Consider the following 16,947-nt stretch of genomic DNA (forward strand, 5'->3'; position numbering starts at 1 on the left):
ACCGTTAAAAGCGTCTACCTTAGGCGTGTGTCAGGCAATTGCAGCCACCTGCCAAAAAGCAAAGGAGTATTCATGAAGCAAACCGTTTATACCGCCAGCCCTGAAAGTCAGCAAATCCACGTCTGGAGCCTGAATCACGACGGTTCACTGACGCTGACGCAGGTGGTTGATGTGCCGGGTCAGGTACAACCGATGGTCGTCAGCCCGGATAAGCGCTATCTCTATGTTGGCGTGCGCCCGGAGTTTCGCTTGCTGGCCTACCGTATCGCGCCAGATGACGGTGCGCTGACCTTTGCGGCGGAATCTGCGCTACCGGGTAGCCCGACGCATATATCGACCGATCATCAGGGGCGTTTTGTGTTTGTTGGATCGTACAACGCAGGCAGCGTGAGCGTGACGCGTCTGGAGGATGGCCTGCCGGTTGAGTTAGTGGACGTGGTAGAAGGTCTGGACGGGTGTCACTCGGCCAATATCTCGCCGGATAACCGCACGCTGTGGGTTCCCGCATTGAAGCAGGATCGTATCTGCCTGTTTGACTTAAGCGACGATGGCCATCTGGTTGCGCAGGATCCGGCGGAGGTGACTACCGTTGAAGGCGCGGGACCGCGTCATATGGCGTTCCATCCTAATCATCAGTATGCCTACTGCGTGAATGAGTTGAACAGTTCTGTTGATGTCTGGGAACTGAAAGATCCGTACGGCAAAATTGAGTGTGTGCAGACGCTGGATATGATGCCTGCTGATTTCTCCGATACCCGTTGGGCGGCGGATATTCACATCACGCCGAACGGTCGCCACCTGTACGCCTGCGACCGCACCGCCAGCCTGATTACGGTGTTCAGCGTGTCAGAAGACGGTAGCGTGCTAACTAAAGAGGGTTTCCAGCCTACCGAAACTCAGCCGCGTGGTTTTAATATTGACGGCAGCGGTAAATACCTGATTGCCGCCGGGCAAAAATCGCACCATATCGCGGTGTATGAGATTGCGGGCGAGCAGGGACTGCTAACGGAGAAAGGTCGTTACGCGGTCGGACAAGGCCCGATGTGGGTAGTGGTTAACGCGTACTAAAGATCGGTACTCATCAGGTCTACGATGGCAGCGGAGCTCGTAGACCTGATAAGACATCAGTTGGCATCAGGCAATACGCCTTTCTGGAGTCCAGAAATAGGTCTCCACAGATTGTCTGTATCGTCGGCCCATAAATTCAACAACAGAGCGAAAAAACGCTCAGCGGGTGGCGAGAGAACCGCATCCTTGCGCCGGATAATCCCCAATGTACGCCTGATAACTGGCTCAACCAGCGGGATCCCTGTGATTGTGGGGTGCGATGTTTGCGGCATCGCCAGGCCTGGTAGTGCCGAAACGCCCAGGCCGGCCTCAACCAGCCCCAGTGAGGTCGAGAGATGGCGTACTTCATAGAACCAGTCCAGTTTCCACGGTTTATCCGCCAGATTTTGTTCGATGAGCAGACGATTGCCGCTTGATGAGCGAACGCCGATCAGTTTGTAATTCACCAATTCCTGCCACTCAACCAGTTGCTTATTGGCGAGTGGGTGATCGCGCCGACATGCCAGAACAAACGGTTCATTCACCAATGGTGTGAAGTCGATAGCTGAATTTGTGATGCCGCTCATATTTATACCTAAGTCAGCCTCGTTGCAAAGTACGGACTCCATACAATTACTCGTCCCTTGTTCAAGAATTTTTACTTTAATGTTGGGATATAGATCATTAAATTTTCCGATCGCCAGCGGTAAAAAATAAAAAACGGCTGTAGGAATGCAGGACAGTGTCACTATCCCATGATGATAAGCATTCATTCCACGAACATTAAAAAGAGTTTCATCCAGTTTTCTAATTAACTCCATGGCCTCAGGTAATAACACTCTCCCCGCTTTTGTTAACGTAACTTTGCGGGTTGTTCTTTCAAAGAGTTGAGTGTGTAAATACTCTTCCATTTTTTTAATTCTGCGCGTTAAAGCAGGCTGTGTGATGTTAAGTAATTTAGCAGCATTGTTAAAGGAACTGGACTCTGCCAACGTGACAAATGCCTTCATTCCCGATAATTCATGTTTCATTCCGACTCCAGACGAAAGTAGCTGACATCCTCTGCTGATAGAGCGGCCAGTTTACCTGCTATCCTTAAAATTAAATTAATAAAAAAAAGTCACTAATCGCGGCAACAAAGTCATTAGCCACAATATTTTTCGCATGTAACCATGTCCCTAGTATGAATAATATAATTAAGGGCTTTGTCGTGAAAAAAATACCTTGCGTTATGATGCGTGGAGGAACCTCCAGAGGCGCATTTTTATTAGCAGAACATCTACCTGAAGAAAAACAACTGCGTGATGATGTATTGATGAAAATTATGGGATCCGGCAATGCGCTGGAAATTGATGGTATTGGAGGGGGTAATCCGCTAACCAGTAAAGTGGCGATTATTAGTCGTTCAAAGGATCCCCAGGCCGATATCGATTATTTATTTGCTCAGGTTTTGGTTCATGAACAACGTGTTGATACCACGCCAAACTGTGGAAATATGCTTTCCGCCGTCGGAGCATTTGCTATCGAACAAGGACTGATTGCCGCGACAATGCCAACGACACGCGTACGTATCCGCAATGTGAACACCAATACCTATATTGATGCCGATGTACTGACGCCGCAAGGCGTTGTTGAGTATGACGGCGCGGTAAAAATAGACGGCGTACCGGGAACATCAGCCCCTGTTGCATTAACGTTCCTGAATGCTGCGGGATCCAAAACAGGAAGTATTTTCCCAACGGGCAATCATCGTGATTGTTTTGATTCTATTCCGGTGACCTGCATGGATATGGCAACACCAGTCGTGATTATTCCTGCTGAATATCTGGGGAAAACCGGTTATGAATTACCGGAAGACCTGGATGCGGATACAAAATTATTAGCACGCATAGAATCCATTCGCCTCCAGGCGGGACTCGCCATGGGGCTGGGGGATGTCACCAATAAGGTCATTCCTAAACCTGTCCTTATTTCAACGCCTCAATATAGTGGTGCAGTTAATGTGCGCTATTTTATGCCTCATTCTTGCCATAAAGCGCTGGCAATCACCGGAGCCATTGCCATTGCCAGCAGTTGTGTGATTGCAGGGACGGTGACTCAACAGGTGGTATCATCAGCGGAGTATGGAAATATCACTATTGAACACCCCAGTGGTTCTCTCGATATTCATTTGAGTAATGAGGGTGATGATACCTCTACTATTCGCGCCTCGGTTATTCGTACCGCCCGGAAAATATTTTCTGGTGAGGTTTACCTTCCCGCACAACATTAATTAAAACGGTTGTGCATCGCGAATACTGGATTTATTTCGCGATATTGCCTGTATCATAAATCAGGAATACCACATGAATGTGAAATCATTATGGAAGCTAATCGTTATATTGGCGATCCCCTGCATTATTGGCCTTATTCCCGCGCCAGCAGGACTAACGGAACTGGCCTGGGTTCTTTTCGGTATTTATCTTGCCGCCATTGTCGGCCTGGTCATTAAACCTTTTCCTGAACCGGTGGTGCTGTTAATTGCCGTGGCGGCATCAATGGTGGTGGTGGGTAATTTAGGTCATGGCGTACTGAAAACCAGCAGCGTACTTAGCGGTTATGCTTCAGGGACGACGTGGCTGGTTTTCTCTGCATTTACGCTAAGCGCCGCGTTTGTGACTACGGGTCTGGGCAAGCGTATTGCCTATATTCTGATTGGTAAAATTGGGAATACCACGCTGGGACTGGGCTACGTCACGGTTTTTCTGGACCTGGTTTTGGCTCCTGCAACGCCTTCTAACACCGCGCGAGCGGGAGGCATTGTGCTGCCCATCATCAATAGCGTGGCGGTGGCCTTAGGCTCTGAGCCGGACAGGAGCCCACGTCGTGTTGGCCATTACCTGATGATGACGGTTTATATGGTCACCAAAACCACCAGCTATATGTTTTTTACCGCCATGGCAGGGAACATTCTGGCCTTGAAAATGATTAACGATATCTGCCACCTGCAGTTAAGTTGGGGCGGATGGGCGCTCGCGGCGGCGCTGCCTGGACTGGTCATGCTGTTGGTCACGCCGTTAGTTATCTACTTTATGTATCCACCTGAAATTAAAAAGGTGGATAACAAAACTATCGCTAAAGCCGGGCTGCAGGATTTGGGGCCGATGAAAGGGCGCGAAAAAATGCTGCTGGGCATTTTTGTTCTTGCGCTATTAGGGTGGATTTTCAGTAAAAGCCTCGGCGTTGATGAATCAACGGTGGCTATTGTGGTCATGGGGGCGATGCTCCTGCTGGGCGTGGTGACCTGGGATGATGTGGTAAAAAATAAAGGTGGCTGGAATACCTTAATTTGGTACGGCGGCATTATCGGCCTGAGTTCTTTATTATCGAAAGTGAAGTTTTTTGACTGGCTGGCAGAACTTTTCAAAAATAATCTCTCTTTTGACAATCATGGCAATGTGGCCTTCTTTGTTATTTTATTCCTGAGTATTATTGTCCGCTATTTCTTCGCTTCCGGTAGCGCTTATATTGTGGCTATGATGCCAGTCTTTGCCATGTTAGCGAATGTCTCCGGTGCACCACTGATGTTAACCGCTCTGGCATTACTCTTCTCCAACTCGTATGGCGGAATGGTGACGCATTATGGTGGTGCAGCGGGCCCGGTTATTTTTGGTGTGGGCTATAACGATATTAAATCATGGTGGCTGGTTGGCGGCATGCTCACATTCCTGACATTTATCGTGCATATCACGTTGGGTGTCTGGTGGTGGAGTATGTTGATTGACTGGAATATGTTGTAAACCATAAGCCAATTTAAAATTATTTATTTACTGTGCAAATATGTGTGCGCAGGACTACGGAGTATAAAATGATTAAGCTGTATGAAAAGGGAATTTATCTCTCCGGTAATAATGAAATTATCGCTGAGGAGTCTTTGCCTGAAAATATCTACAAAGAGGATGCGAAAAAAGGCACGATCGCCTGGTCGATTCTCTCTGCACACAATACGTCAGGAGATATGAATAAGCTTAAAATTAAGTTTGATTCATTAGCTTCACACGATATTACCTTTGTTGGCATTATTCAGACAGCTAAAGCCTCGGGCATGGAGCGTTTCCCGTTACCTTATGTTTTAACTAACTGTCATAATTCATTATGCGCGGTAGGCGGAACCATTAACGGTGACGATCATATGTTTGGCCTGTCAGCGGCGCAGCGTTATGGCGGGATTTTTGTGCCACCACATATTGCTGTCATCCATCAATATATGCGTGAAATGATGGCGGGTGGCGGCAAAATGATCCTCGGTTCAGACAGCCATACGCGTTACGGTGCATTAGGCACGATGGCTGTGGGAGAAGGGGGCGGTGAGCTGGTCAAACAGCTGTTAAACGATACCTGGGATATCGATTATCCTGGCGTTGTTGCCGTATATCTGGCCGGTAAACCGGCCCCTGGCGTGGGGCCACATGATGTCGCGTTAGCCATTATTGGCGCAGTCTTTAAAAATGGTTACGTCAAAAATAAAGTGATGGAGTTTGTCGGTCCTGGGATTGAGCATCTTTCCACGGATTTTCGCAACAGCGTTGATGTAATGACGACGGAAACTACCTGCCTGAGCTCCGTCTGGCAAACGGATGATGAGACGCGCAGTTGGCTGGCATTACACGGCCGTGAGCAAGACTATCGCCCGCTGAACCCGCAGCCGATGGCCTGGTACGATGGGTGTATTTATGTCGAACTGAGCACGATCAAGCCGATGATCGCGCTGCCTTTTCATCCCGGCAATGTCTATGAGATTGACACGCTCAATGAGAATCTTACGGATATTCTTCGGGATGTAGAAATTGAATCTGCGCGTATTGCGCAAGGGAAAGCCAGTCTCTCACTGCTCGACAAAGTTGAAAATGGTCGTTTAAAAGTGCAGCAGGGAATCATTGCCGGATGCTCGGGTGGTAACTATGAGAACGTGATTGCTGCCGCCAATGCGCTGCGCGGCCAGTCCTGCGGTAGCGATGCTTTCTCACTTGCTGTATACCCTTCTTCACAGCCGGTGTTTATGGATCTCGCGAAGAAAGGTGTTGTCACCGATTTACTGGGCGCTGGCGCTATTATCAGAACCGCCTTCTGTGGTCCCTGCTTCGGCGCGGGTGATACGCCAATCAATAACGGGTTGAGCATTCGCCATACCACACGTAATTTCCCTAACCGCGAAGGTTCGAAACCGGGCAACGGGCAAATGTCAGCCGTGGCGCTGATGGATGCGCGTTCAATAGCCGCCACGGCGGCAAACGGCGGATTCCTGACCCCGGCTACCGATTTGGATTGTTGGGATGAGATACCTGCCTATACTTTTGACCCTGCACCTTATAAAAGTCGCGTGTACCAGGGCTATGTGAAAGGCGCCACGCAGCAGCCGCTCATTTATGGACCCAATATTAAAGACTGGCCGGAGCTTGGCGCACTGACGGACAATATTCTGCTGAAAGTTGCCTCAAAAATACTCGATGAGGTAACAACAACGGACGAGCTGATCCCATCCGGGGAAACCTCGTCGTATCGCTCCAATCCCTTAGGACTGGCGGAGTTTACGCTTTCGCGCCGGGATCCAGAGTATGTGGGAAGAAGTAAAGCCACTGCTGAGCTGGAAAAACAGCGGCGGGCTGGTGAGGTGAACCACGCACTGGCCCCGATCTTTGAACGTATTCGCCAGATTGCCGGTCAGGAAAATGTTGAGCCGCTGGAAACAGGGATTGGCAGCCTGGTTTATGCCATCAAACCTGGCGATGGTTCAGCGCGTGAGCAGGCGGCAAGCTGTCAGCGTGTGATTGGCGGGTTGGCAAATATCGCCGAGGAATATGCCACCAAACGTTACCGTTCCAATGTCATTAACTGGGGGATGTTACCGCTGCAAATGGTCGATAAGCCGTCTTTCGAGGTGGGGGACTATCTCTATATTCCCGGTATTCGCCGCGCGCTGGATGAATGCAGTCGCGAGATAACCGCGTACGTCCTTCATGATAATGGCAGCGCCAGTCAGATTAGCCTGTATATGGAAAGTCTGACCACGGAAGAGCGTGAAATTATTAAAGCGGGGAGTTTGATTAACTTTAATAAATCGCGTTTGGTGTAACAGCATAAAAAAGGTCGCCAGCTTAAATATGGCGACCTTTTATTACTCAGGGATTACTGCTTCGGCTCGGCAACCACTTTGCTACCGATACCGCGGTTGTTGTATTCCCACATACGGTTAAAGTTGGTGTCGTTCAGGTTACGCTGGATTTCACCTTTGTCATCCTTCGCACCGGTGTTGCCGGTAAACGGATGTTTGGCGATCACGCTGTCACCCCATGGTTTGGCCATGTTGAAGCCTTCGTTAATCACGCTATCGCGAATAACCACCTGACCGTTGGTGTTAGCATCGACATCCAGCGAGCGGCCTAACTGCGCTACTCCATCACCTGCAGCCGTAAAGCGGCTGTTAACGGCAAGGAAACCGTAGTAGATATTTGACAGGGTAGCCGGTGCGAACACGTAGGCTTCCTGCTGTGTGCGTGAATTAACGACGCGGAAATCGGTGTTCTCGAATACCACTGCGCCGCGACCGGAAACGATATCCACATCGCCTTCAATGTAGCTGTTCGTCACCAGCGTACGCGGTTGACGATCGTTCTCCAGGCGGTTTTGTACACCACTGTTGGTCACGAAGAAGGTGTTCTGACGACCCAGGATATTGACGTTGTTGATCTGCACTTTATCGCCATCGGTACGCAGGGCTACGGCTGGATGGTTACCCGCATCCACGCTGTCACCGAGGTTGTTTTCGATGGTCAGATTCTGCAGTTGCAGCCCGTTGTTTTGCGACCAGACGACCGCAGAACACAGCACGCCAATGTTGGTGCCGCGTTTGTTCTGGCAATTATCAAACATGTACCACGCTGGTTTGCCCGGCATGTATTTACCGCCAGGGTTTACCGTACGACGCCAGTCAGCGGTGTTCATGTCACCGTCAATGGCCTGGCCAATTTTCACATCAAGCGGTTTTTCGCCCATTCCGTACAGCGTCAGGCTTCCCGTTGCTGCCGGGATATAGACCGTGCCCTGATATTCACCCGGCATGATCGCAATATATTGACGTTTGTTGGTGCGCTTAATGATTGCCGCATCCACTGCCGCCTGGATGGTGGTATGAGTGACGCCCTGAGTTCCTGCCGGGCCGACAACAAAGTCAGGCTGCGCGGGCAGAGAAATAGAAGAAGGACTCCACGGCGCGGTGTTTGGCGTCAGTGCTGAAAAATAGTGTGCAGCAACGAAATTTTTCGCTTCATTGGCCGACAAAATCGGGCGCGAGGAAGTACCTGGCGCGGTCTGATCGGAAGGAATTTGATCGGGCGGCGTAGAGCTACAGGCGGTCAGCGTCACGCCAAAAGCCATTGCCAGCGCCAGACGGGAAACTGATGAAATGTTCACAGGTTGCTCCGGGCTTTGAAAGTTATCCATTGAAGCCTGCTTTTTTATACTAAGTTGAGCGAAACGGAAAGGTGAAAAGGTAAAAAGTTGTTTTTTATAGCAGCAATGACGGATGTAGAGCGTTCTGATATCACAATTAAATAACATTTATCGCCCTTCAGGTTGACAACATCCGCAGGATCTCAATAAATGTCTATACAACCTATGACAAGTGGTGAGTGGAATGCAGCAATTTTTCCCTGATGATGCCATCTGGCGTAATGTCCGCCTGGCGACCATGGATCCTGAACGTAATACCCCGTATGGGCTGGTGGACGATCATGCGCTGATTATTCGTCAGGGCAAGATTCGCGCTATCGTGCCGGAATCCTCATTGTATCGTACACATGACAATACTTTTGATATGCAGGGTCGGCTGGTTACGCCAGGTTTGATTGACTGCCATACGCATCTGGTCTTTGGCGGCAATCGCGCAGGCGAGTGGGAGCAGCGGCTCAACGGGGCATCTTACCAGCAGATCAGCGCCCAGGGCGGCGGAATTAATGCCACCGTATCGGCGACCCGAAACGCATCTGATGAACAACTCTTTGCTGTGGCGCATGCGCGGATGGCGCGGCTGATCACAGAAGGTGTCACGCTGCTGGAAGTGAAATCGGGTTATGGCCTGGATTTGGCAACAGAAGAGAAGATCTTACGTGTCGTCTCTGCGCTGGCGGCGGAGAATATTGTGGAAATAAGTCCGACGCTGTTGGCCGCGCATGCCACGCCAGCGGAATACCGTGACGATCCCGACGGCTACATTACGCTGGTGTGCGAGACCATTTTGCCACAACTGTGGGAGCAGGGCCTGTTTGAGACCGTCGATCTGTTTTGTGAAAGCGTCGGATTTAACCTCGCGCAGAGCGAACGGGTATTTAAGGTCGCCCAGGCGTTGGGCATTCCGGTTAAGGGCCACGTTGAGCAGCTGTCGTTGCTCGGTGGCGCGCAGCTGGTCAGCCGCTACCACGGATTATCCGCCGATCATATTGAATACCTCGATGAAGCGGGCGTGGCGGCGATGAGCCACAGCGGTACGGTAGGTGTTCTGCTGCCTGGCGCATTCTATTTCCTCAGAGAGCAACAGCGCCCGCCGGTGGAGCTTCTACGCCAGTATAACGTACCGATGGCGGTGGCGACGGATTTCAACCCCGGCACCAGCCCATTTATCAGCCTGCACTGGGCGATGAACATGGCCTGCGTGCAGTTTGGCCTGACGCCGGAAGAAGCGTGGGCGGGCGTTACGCGGCATGCGGCGCGCGCGCTTGGACGTCAGGCAACTCATGGACAGCTAAAGGCGGGGTTCGTGGCGGACTTTGTGGTGTGGGATGCGCATCTTCCGGTTGAAATTCTGTATGAACCTGGCCGCAACCCGCTGTATCAACGCGTATTCCGAGGACAACCATCATGATGAACTGGCATCCTGCTTCTCCCGCGCTCTGGCAAGGGCGTGATGACCGCGCTGAGTCGCCAACTGCGCTGCGCCTGTTTCAGACTATCACGCTCAGTTCAGCGTTTAACCCTGAAAACTATCGCGAGCAGATAGCGCTACTGGGATTCGCCTGCGATGAAGGCGTGAAGCGAAATCAGGGGCGCACGGGGGCGGCTGGTGCGCCCGATGCGCTGCGCAAAGCGCTGGCGAATTTAGCCAGCCACCACGGGCATGACCGGCTGGTGGACCTGGGCAATATCGTGGCGCAGCCTCCCGATCTCGAAGGGGCGCAGGAGGCGTTACGTCATGCGGTACAACGCTGCCAGCAGGCTGAGATGCGCACCTTCGTACTGGGCGGTGGGCATGAAACCGCCTTCGCCCACGGCGCGGGCGTGTTGGATGCGTTTCCGCGCTCAACCGTGGGTATCGTCAACCTCGATGCCCACCTGGATTTACGTCATGCTGACCAGGCTACCTCCGGCACGCCTTTTCGCCAGTTGGCGCAGCTCTGTGATGCGCAGCAGCGTGAATTTCATTACGCCTGCTTTGGCGTTAACCGGGCGGCCAACACCCAGGCATTGTGGGATGAAGCACAGCAACGCGGTGTTACCGTGGTGGAGGATCTGCACTGTCAAAATGCGCAGGCGCAGATGGCTCAGTTCATCTCAAGCGTCGACGTTATCTACCTGACTATCGACCTCGACGTTCTGCCGGTCTGGGAAATGCCTGCGGTGTCCGCACCTGCCGCGTTGGGCGTACCGTTGTCTATGCTGCTGAGGCTGATTGAGCCGCTTTGTCGCAGCGGTAAATTACAGGCGGTGGACATGGTTGAATTTAATCCCCGTTTTGACGATGATGGCAACGCGGCGCGCGTTGCGGCGCGGCTTGGCTGGCAAATCGCGCACTGGTGGCACTGACATGCCTGGCGGCGTTACGCCGCCATTCGGCAACTCTCATTTTCAGCTTAAGGAAGGCTAACGCATGCTCCGATCCCATTCTCGTTCTGCCCCGGCTCCTTTTTACGAAAAGGTAAAACAGGAGATCAGTGAAAAGATTGCCAGCGGCGTCTGGCAGCCTCACGATCGTATCCCGTCGGAGGCGGAGCTGGTGGCGCAGTATGGTTTCAGCCGCATGACCATTAACCGGGCGCTGCGTGAGTTAACGGATGAGGGGTTAGTCGTACGTTTACAAGGGGTTGGGACATTTGTCGCTGAGCCAAAAGGTCAGTCCGCGCTGTTCGAAATTCGCAGCATCGCGGATGAAATTAACGCCCGTCAGCATCAGCATCGGTGCGAGGTTCTGAAGCTGGAAAGAACGCGCGCGAACGCGCAGCAGGCTTTGGTGTTAAACGTCAAAGAAGGCACCTCAATTTTTCACTCTATCATGGTGCACTACGAGAACGAGCTACCGGTGCAGATTGAAGACCGCTGCGTCAATGCCGAAATTGTGCCGGATTATCTGGCACAGGATTACAGCCAGACCACGCCGCACGCATACCTGTCACTGATCGCCCCCTTAACGGAAGGGGAGCATATCGTTGAAGCGGTACGTGCCAGTGCGGAAGAGTGCGCGCTACTGAACATTAAAGAACACGATCCCTGCCTGCTGATCCGCCGTAAAACCTGGTCCGCGTCATCTATTGTCTCCCATGCCCGATTGCTCTTCCCGGGTTCCCGCTATCGTCTGCAAGGGCGGTTTATGTCCTGATGCAGGACATGAAAACCGTGATTGCTGACGCAATATAATAAAAATGTATCTTAATTGTTAAACTCAACCTTGCGATGACTTGTATAGACAAGTATATGTTACTTATCTGTCCGAACGTTCGCGAGGAGTGCTCTACCATGTCTCACAGCAAGTATCGTCAGCAGGATATTCGTGCCCCACGAGGCACCACCTTAACGGCCAAAAGCTGGCTGACCGAAGCGCCGCTGCGCATGTTAATGAACAATCTTGATCCTGAGGTGGCGGAAAATCCCCATGAGCTGGTGGTGTACGGCGGGATTGGTCGCGCCGCGCGTGACTGGGAATGCTATGACGCCATCGTTAAGGCGCTGACCAAACTTGAGGCCGATGAAACGCTGCTGGTCCAGTCGGGTAAACCGGTCGGCGTGTTTAAAACTCATGACAATGCGCCGCGTGTACTGATTGCCAACTCCAACCTGGTCCCGCACTGGGCGACCTGGGAACACTTCAACGAACTGGATGCCAAAGGGCTGGCGATGTACGGCCAGATGACCGCCGGCAGCTGGATTTATATCGGCAGCCAGGGCATCGTGCAGGGGACTTACGAAACCTTCGTTGAGGCCGGGCGTCAGCATTATCAGGGCAGCCTGAGCGGACGTTGGGTACTGACCGCCGGTCTTGGCGGCATGGGTGGGGCGCAACCGCTAGCTGCTACGCTTGCGGGTGCCTGTTCGCTCAACATTGAATGTCAGCAAAGCCGCATCGATTTCCGTCTGCGTACCCGCTACGTGGATGAGCAGGCAACATCGCTTGATGACGCGCTGGCGCGTATCGACAAGTACACCCGTGAGGGTAAAGCCGTTTCTATTGCGCTGTGTGCGAACGCCGCTGACATTGTGCCGGAACTGGTGAAGCGCGGCGTGCGCCCGGATATGGTCACCGACCAGACCAGCGCCCACGATCCGCTGCACGGTTATCTGCCGTCCGGCTGGAGCTGGGAGGAGTACCAGGCAAAAGCGGTTTCTGACCCACAGGGCACGGTGCAGGCGGCGAAACGCTCCATGGCCACGCACGTGCAGGCGATGCTGGACTTCAGCAAAATGGGCGTGCCGACGTTTGATTACGGCAATAATATCCGCCAGATGGCAAAAGAGATGGGCGTGGAAAACGCTTTTGATTTCCCGGGCTTCGTACCTGCTTATATTCGACCGCTGTTCTGTCGCGGCATTGGCCCGTTCCGTTGGGTGGCGCTTTCCGGCGATCCGCAGGATATTTATAAAACCGATGCCAAAGTGAAAGAGATTGTGGCTGACGATAAACATCTGCACCACTGGCTGGATATGGCGCGTGAGCGGATTAACTTCCAGGGCTTACCGGCGCGTATCTGCTGGGTCGGTCTGGAATGGCGGCAAAAGCTGGGGCTGGCGTTCAACGAAATGGTCCGTAGCGGTGAAGTCTCCGCGCCGATTGTCATTGGCCGTGACCATCTGGACTCCGGCTCCGTTGCCAGCCCGAACCGCGAAACCGAAGCCATGCGTGACGGTTCTGACGCGGTATCCGACTGGCCGTTGTTGAACGCGCTGCTCAATACCGCCAGCGGTGCGACCTGGGTGTCACTGCACCACGGTGGTGGGGTAGGAATGGGCTTCTCCCAGCATGCGGGGATGGTGATTGTGTGTGATGGCACCGATGAAGCCGCTGCGCGTATCGCCCGGGTATTACATAACGATCCCGCCACCGGGGTGATGCGCCACGCCGACGCCGGGTATGACATTGCGGTGGAGTGCGCCGTCGAACAAGGGCTTAATTTGCCGATGGTTGCGCCGACGCAGGGGAAACGCTGATATGAACACCATGACATTAACACCGGGCCATCTGAGCTTCGCCCAATTACGCGACATCTGGCAGCAGCCGGTCAAACTGAGCCTGGATGCCAGCGCGATTGACGCTATCAACGCAAGCGTCGCCTGCGTTGATAACATCGTAGCTGAAGGTCGCACGGCATATGGCATTAATACCGGATTTGGCCTGCTGGCCCAGACCCGTATCGCCACGGAAGATCTGCAAAATTTACAGCGTTCACTGGTGCTTTCCCATGCGGCAGGCATCGGCGAAGCGCTGGATGATGCGATGGTGCGCCTGATTATGGTGCTGAAAATCAACAGCCTGGCGCGCGGTTTTTCCGGTATTCGCCTGAGCGTCATCGACGCGCTGATTGCGCTGGTGAATGCCGAAGTGTATCCGCTGATCCCGGCTAAAGGGTCGGTGGGCGCGTCGGGCGATCTGGCCCCGCTGGCGCATATGTCCCTGACATTGCTCGGGGAAGGAAAGGCACGCTGGCAGGGGGAATGGCTCCCGGCGACCGAAGCGCTGAAAAAAGCCGGGCTGGAGCCGATAACGCTGGAAGCGAAAGAGGGGCTGGCGCTGCTCAACGGCACCCAGGCGTCCACCGCTTTTGCGCTGCGCGGATTAATTGAAGCTCAGGAACTGTTTGGGTCTGCGACGGTATGCGGGGCGCTCACCACCGAAGCGGTGCTGGGTTCTCGTCGTCCGTTTGACCCCCGCATTCACGCCGCGCGAGGACAGCGCGGGCAAATTGACGCCGCCACGTTGTACCGCCATGTGTTGACCGACTCCAGCGCGCTTTCGCAGTCTCACCACAACTGTGAAAAAGTGCAGGATCCGTATTCTCTGCGCTGTCAGCCGCAGGTAATGGGGGCGTGTCTGACGCAAATGCGCCAGGTGATGGACGTGTTGCTGGTCGAAGCCAACGCCGTGTCGGATAACCCGCTGGTGTTTGCCGAAGAGGGCGATGTGATTTCCGGCGGCAACTTCCATGCGGAACCGGTGGCGATGGCGGCGGATAACCTGGCGCTGGCGATTGCGGAAATCGGCGCGTTATCAGAGCGGCGTATCGCGCTGATGATGGACAAACACATGTCGCAGCTGCCGCCGTTCCTGGTCAAAAATGGTGGGGTTAACTCCGGCTTTATGATTGCCCAGGTAACCGCCGCCGCGCTGGCGAGCGAAAACAAAGCGCTGGCGCACCCGCATAGCGTAGACAGCCTGCCAACGTCGGCCAACCAGGAAGATCATGTGTCTATGGCACCGGCGGCGGGGCGCAGGCTGTGGGAGATGGCGGCGAATACGCGCGGCGTGATTGCCGTGGAGTGGCTGGCGGCCTGTCAGGGGATCGATTTGCGCGAAGGACTGACCTCAAGCCCGCTGCTGGAGCAGGCGCGTCACACCTTGCGTGAACAGGTTTCGCACTATACTCAGGACCGCTTTTTCGCCCCGGATATTGAGTGCGCGACCGAACTGTTAGCCCAGGGGGCGCTGTTAAAATTGTTGCCTGAATTTCTGTAATACCCTGCCGGATGAGGCGAAGCCGACATCCGGCACCGCGCTTAACTGAACATCGCGGTAATCGACGCGCTGGCGAGCGAGTGGAAATGGACATTAAATCCAACCATCGCGCCGCTGGCGCTTTCATCGACATCAAGACGCTCCACATCCAGCGCGTGAACCGTAAAGATATAGCGATGCGTTTCTCCCTTTGGCGGAGCCGCGCCACCATAACCGGCTTTACCAAAATCCGTACGGGTCTGAATCACGCCTTCCGGCAGTGCTACCAGCCCGGAGCCGTACCCTTGGGGTAAAACCCGCGTATCCGCAGGCAGGTTAACTACCACCCAGTGCCACCAGCCGGAGCCAGTTGGCGCATCAGGATCGTAGCAGGTCACGACTAAGCTTTTGGTCCCGGTGGGCACATCATCCCACGCCAGATGCGGGGAAATATTATCCCCGTCATACCCCATGCCGTTAAAAACGTGGCGATGCGGGAGTTTATCCCCGTCGCGCAGATCGTTACTGATTAGTTTCATGCCGACTCCTCTCGTTAGCCAAAAAGTGTAGCCAGAAAACTCGCAGTTTACCGCCGATTAATCGCTAAAAAATGTTGCATTGCGCACGGCGTCGTTCACGGCCTGGGTCAGGCGACGCAGTTGTTCGGGCTGGATAATATACGGCGGCATCAGGTAGATGAGCTTGCCAAACGGTCTTACCCACACACCTTGCTCGACAAAGAACTTCTGTAACGCGGCCATGTTCACCGGATGCGTGGTTTCTATCACACCGATGGCGCCAAGCACGCGCACGTCGGCGACATACGCGGAATCCGCCGCCGGTGCCAGTTCTGCCCGTAACTGTGCTTCAATAGCCGCCACCTGCGAGCGCCACTCGCCCGATTCCAGCAGGGACAAACTGGCAGAAGCGACGGCGCAGGCCAGCGGATTACCCATAAACGTCGGGCCGTGCATAAAGCAGCCTGCTTCACCGTTGCTGATGGTTTCCGCCACCTGGCGGGTGGTCAGGGTGGCGGAAAGGGTCATTGTTCCGCCGGTTAGCGCTTTGCCAAGGCACAAAATATCCGGCGTGATGTCGGCGTGTTCACAGGCAAACAGCTTGCCCGTGCGGCCAAAGCCGGTGGCGATTTCATCGGCAATCAGCAAAATTCCTTCGCGGTCGCACATCTTACGGATGCGCTTTAACCACTCAGGATGGTATATGCGCATGCCGCCAGCGCCCTGCACAATCGGCTCGAGGATCACCGCCGCAATTTCGTGGCGATGCGCGGCCATCAGGCGGGCAAATGGCACTATATCCAGTTCGTCCCACTCACCGTCCATCCGGCTTTGCGGGGCGGGTGCAAACAGGTTTTCCGGCAGGTATCCCTTCCACAGACTATGCATCGAGTTGTCGGGATCGCAGACCGACATCGCGCCGAAGGTATCGCCGTGATAGCCGTTACGAAACGTCAGGAAACGCTGGCGAGATTCACCTTTTGCCTGCCAGTACTGCAGCGCCATTTTCATCGCGACTTCCACGGCAACAGAGCCTGAGTCCGCGAGGAAAACGCATTCCAGTGCGTCTGGCGTCATGGTGACCAGCTGGCGGCACAGCGCAATGGCTGGGGCATGGGTAATGCCGCCAAACATCACGTGCGACATGGCGTCGATTTGCGTTTTCATTGCGGCGTTCAAGTGTGGGTGATTGTAGCCGTGGATTGCCGCCCACCAGGACGACATCCCGTCAATCAGTCTCTCACCGCTGGTTAAAATCAGCTCGCAACCTTCCGCGCGCGCTACCGGATACACCGGCAGCGGAGAGGTCATGGAGGTGTAAGGGTGCCAGATATGGCGTTGGTCAAAGGCAAGATCGTCCGTTGTCATAATCGACTTGTAAACCAAATTAAAAAGATTTAGGTTTACGAGTCTACACCAAACTAACAACGAAAC

The 16,947-nt window shown here is 53.7% G+C and carries 13 protein-coding genes; 9 read left to right on the forward strand and 4 right to left on the reverse strand.

The window, feature by feature from the left end:
• Positions 1-72: 72 nt before the first annotated feature.
• Positions 73-1,068: a 6-phosphogluconolactonase gene (pgl, locus tag JQ822_RS02225; RefSeq protein ID WP_213132093.1), complete on the forward strand. Its 996-nt coding sequence runs from the start codon at positions 73-75 to the stop codon at positions 1,066-1,068.
• A gap of 56 nt (positions 1,069-1,124) precedes the next feature.
• Here the strand turns inward: pgl and JQ822_RS02230 are convergent, their stop codons facing one another.
• Positions 1,125-2,078, reverse strand: coding sequence for a LysR family transcriptional regulator (locus JQ822_RS02230; protein ID WP_213132094.1), 954 nt, complete (start codon positions 2,076-2,078; stop codon positions 1,125-1,127).
• Between the two features lie 179 nt (positions 2,079-2,257).
• Between JQ822_RS02230 and JQ822_RS02235 the strand changes: the two genes are divergently transcribed.
• The 3 genes from JQ822_RS02235 (at position 2,258) to JQ822_RS02245 (ending at position 7,159) form a co-directional block, all read left to right on the forward strand.
• The gene (locus JQ822_RS02235) at positions 2,258-3,319 is read left to right on the forward strand and encodes a 4-oxalomesaconate tautomerase (RefSeq protein ID WP_213132095.1); all 1,062 of its coding nucleotides are present in this window, start codon (positions 2,258-2,260) and stop codon (positions 3,317-3,319) included.
• Positions 3,320-3,392: 73 nt separating this feature from the next.
• Positions 3,393-4,826, forward strand: coding sequence for an anion permease (locus JQ822_RS02240; protein WP_213132096.1), 1,434 nt, complete (start codon positions 3,393-3,395; stop codon positions 4,824-4,826).
• A 68-nt stretch (positions 4,827-4,894) separates the two neighbouring features.
• Positions 4,895-7,159, forward strand: a complete 2,265-nt coding sequence (locus tag JQ822_RS02245; protein ID WP_213132097.1) for a hydratase — start codon at positions 4,895-4,897, stop codon at positions 7,157-7,159.
• Positions 7,160-7,212: 53 nt separating this feature from the next.
• Here JQ822_RS02245 and JQ822_RS02250 read toward each other — a convergent pair whose 3' ends face one another.
• Positions 7,213-8,496, reverse strand: a complete 1,284-nt coding sequence (locus JQ822_RS02250; protein WP_213132098.1) for a putative acyl-CoA thioester hydrolase — start codon at positions 8,494-8,496, stop codon at positions 7,213-7,215.
• Positions 8,497-8,719: 223 nt separating this feature from the next.
• Between JQ822_RS02250 and hutI the strand changes: the two genes are divergently transcribed.
• From hutI to hutH, 5 genes are all read left to right on the forward strand, one after another.
• Positions 8,720-9,943 carry an imidazolonepropionase gene (hutI, locus tag JQ822_RS02255; RefSeq protein WP_213132099.1) on the forward strand — a complete coding sequence of 408 codons (1,224 nt, stop codon included), beginning with the start codon at positions 8,720-8,722 and terminating at the stop codon, positions 9,941-9,943.
• Positions 9,940-10,881, forward strand: a complete 942-nt coding sequence (gene hutG / locus JQ822_RS02260; protein WP_213132100.1) for a formimidoylglutamase — start codon at positions 9,940-9,942, stop codon at positions 10,879-10,881. Before hutI ends, hutG begins: the two co-directional genes overlap by 4 nt.
• Positions 10,882-10,945: 64 nt before the next feature.
• Positions 10,946-11,671, forward strand: a complete 726-nt coding sequence (locus tag JQ822_RS02265; protein ID WP_213132101.1) for a histidine utilization repressor — start codon at positions 10,946-10,948, stop codon at positions 11,669-11,671.
• A 137-nt stretch (positions 11,672-11,808) separates the two neighbouring features.
• Positions 11,809-13,494, forward strand: a complete 1,686-nt coding sequence (hutU, locus tag JQ822_RS02270) for a urocanate hydratase (RefSeq protein WP_213132102.1) — start codon at positions 11,809-11,811, stop codon at positions 13,492-13,494.
• 1 nt (position 13,495) lies between these two features.
• Positions 13,496-15,016, forward strand: coding sequence for a histidine ammonia-lyase (gene hutH, locus JQ822_RS02275; protein ID WP_213132103.1), 1,521 nt, complete (start codon positions 13,496-13,498; stop codon positions 15,014-15,016).
• A gap of 41 nt (positions 15,017-15,057) precedes the next feature.
• Here the strand turns inward: hutH and JQ822_RS02280 are convergent, their stop codons facing one another.
• Both JQ822_RS02280 and bioA read right to left on the reverse strand, forming a co-directional pair.
• Positions 15,058-15,534, reverse strand: a complete 477-nt coding sequence (locus JQ822_RS02280) for a kinase inhibitor (protein WP_213132104.1) — start codon at positions 15,532-15,534, stop codon at positions 15,058-15,060.
• A gap of 57 nt (positions 15,535-15,591) precedes the next feature.
• A complete protein-coding gene (gene bioA / locus JQ822_RS02285; protein WP_213132105.1) occupies positions 15,592-16,881 on the reverse strand; it encodes an adenosylmethionine--8-amino-7-oxononanoate transaminase in 1,290 nt (429 codons plus the stop codon).
• Between the last annotated feature and the right edge of the window lie 66 nt (positions 16,882-16,947).

The organism is Citrobacter sp. FP75, from assembly GCF_018342065.1.
Classification (GTDB): domain Bacteria; phylum Pseudomonadota; class Gammaproteobacteria; order Enterobacterales; family Enterobacteriaceae; genus Citrobacter.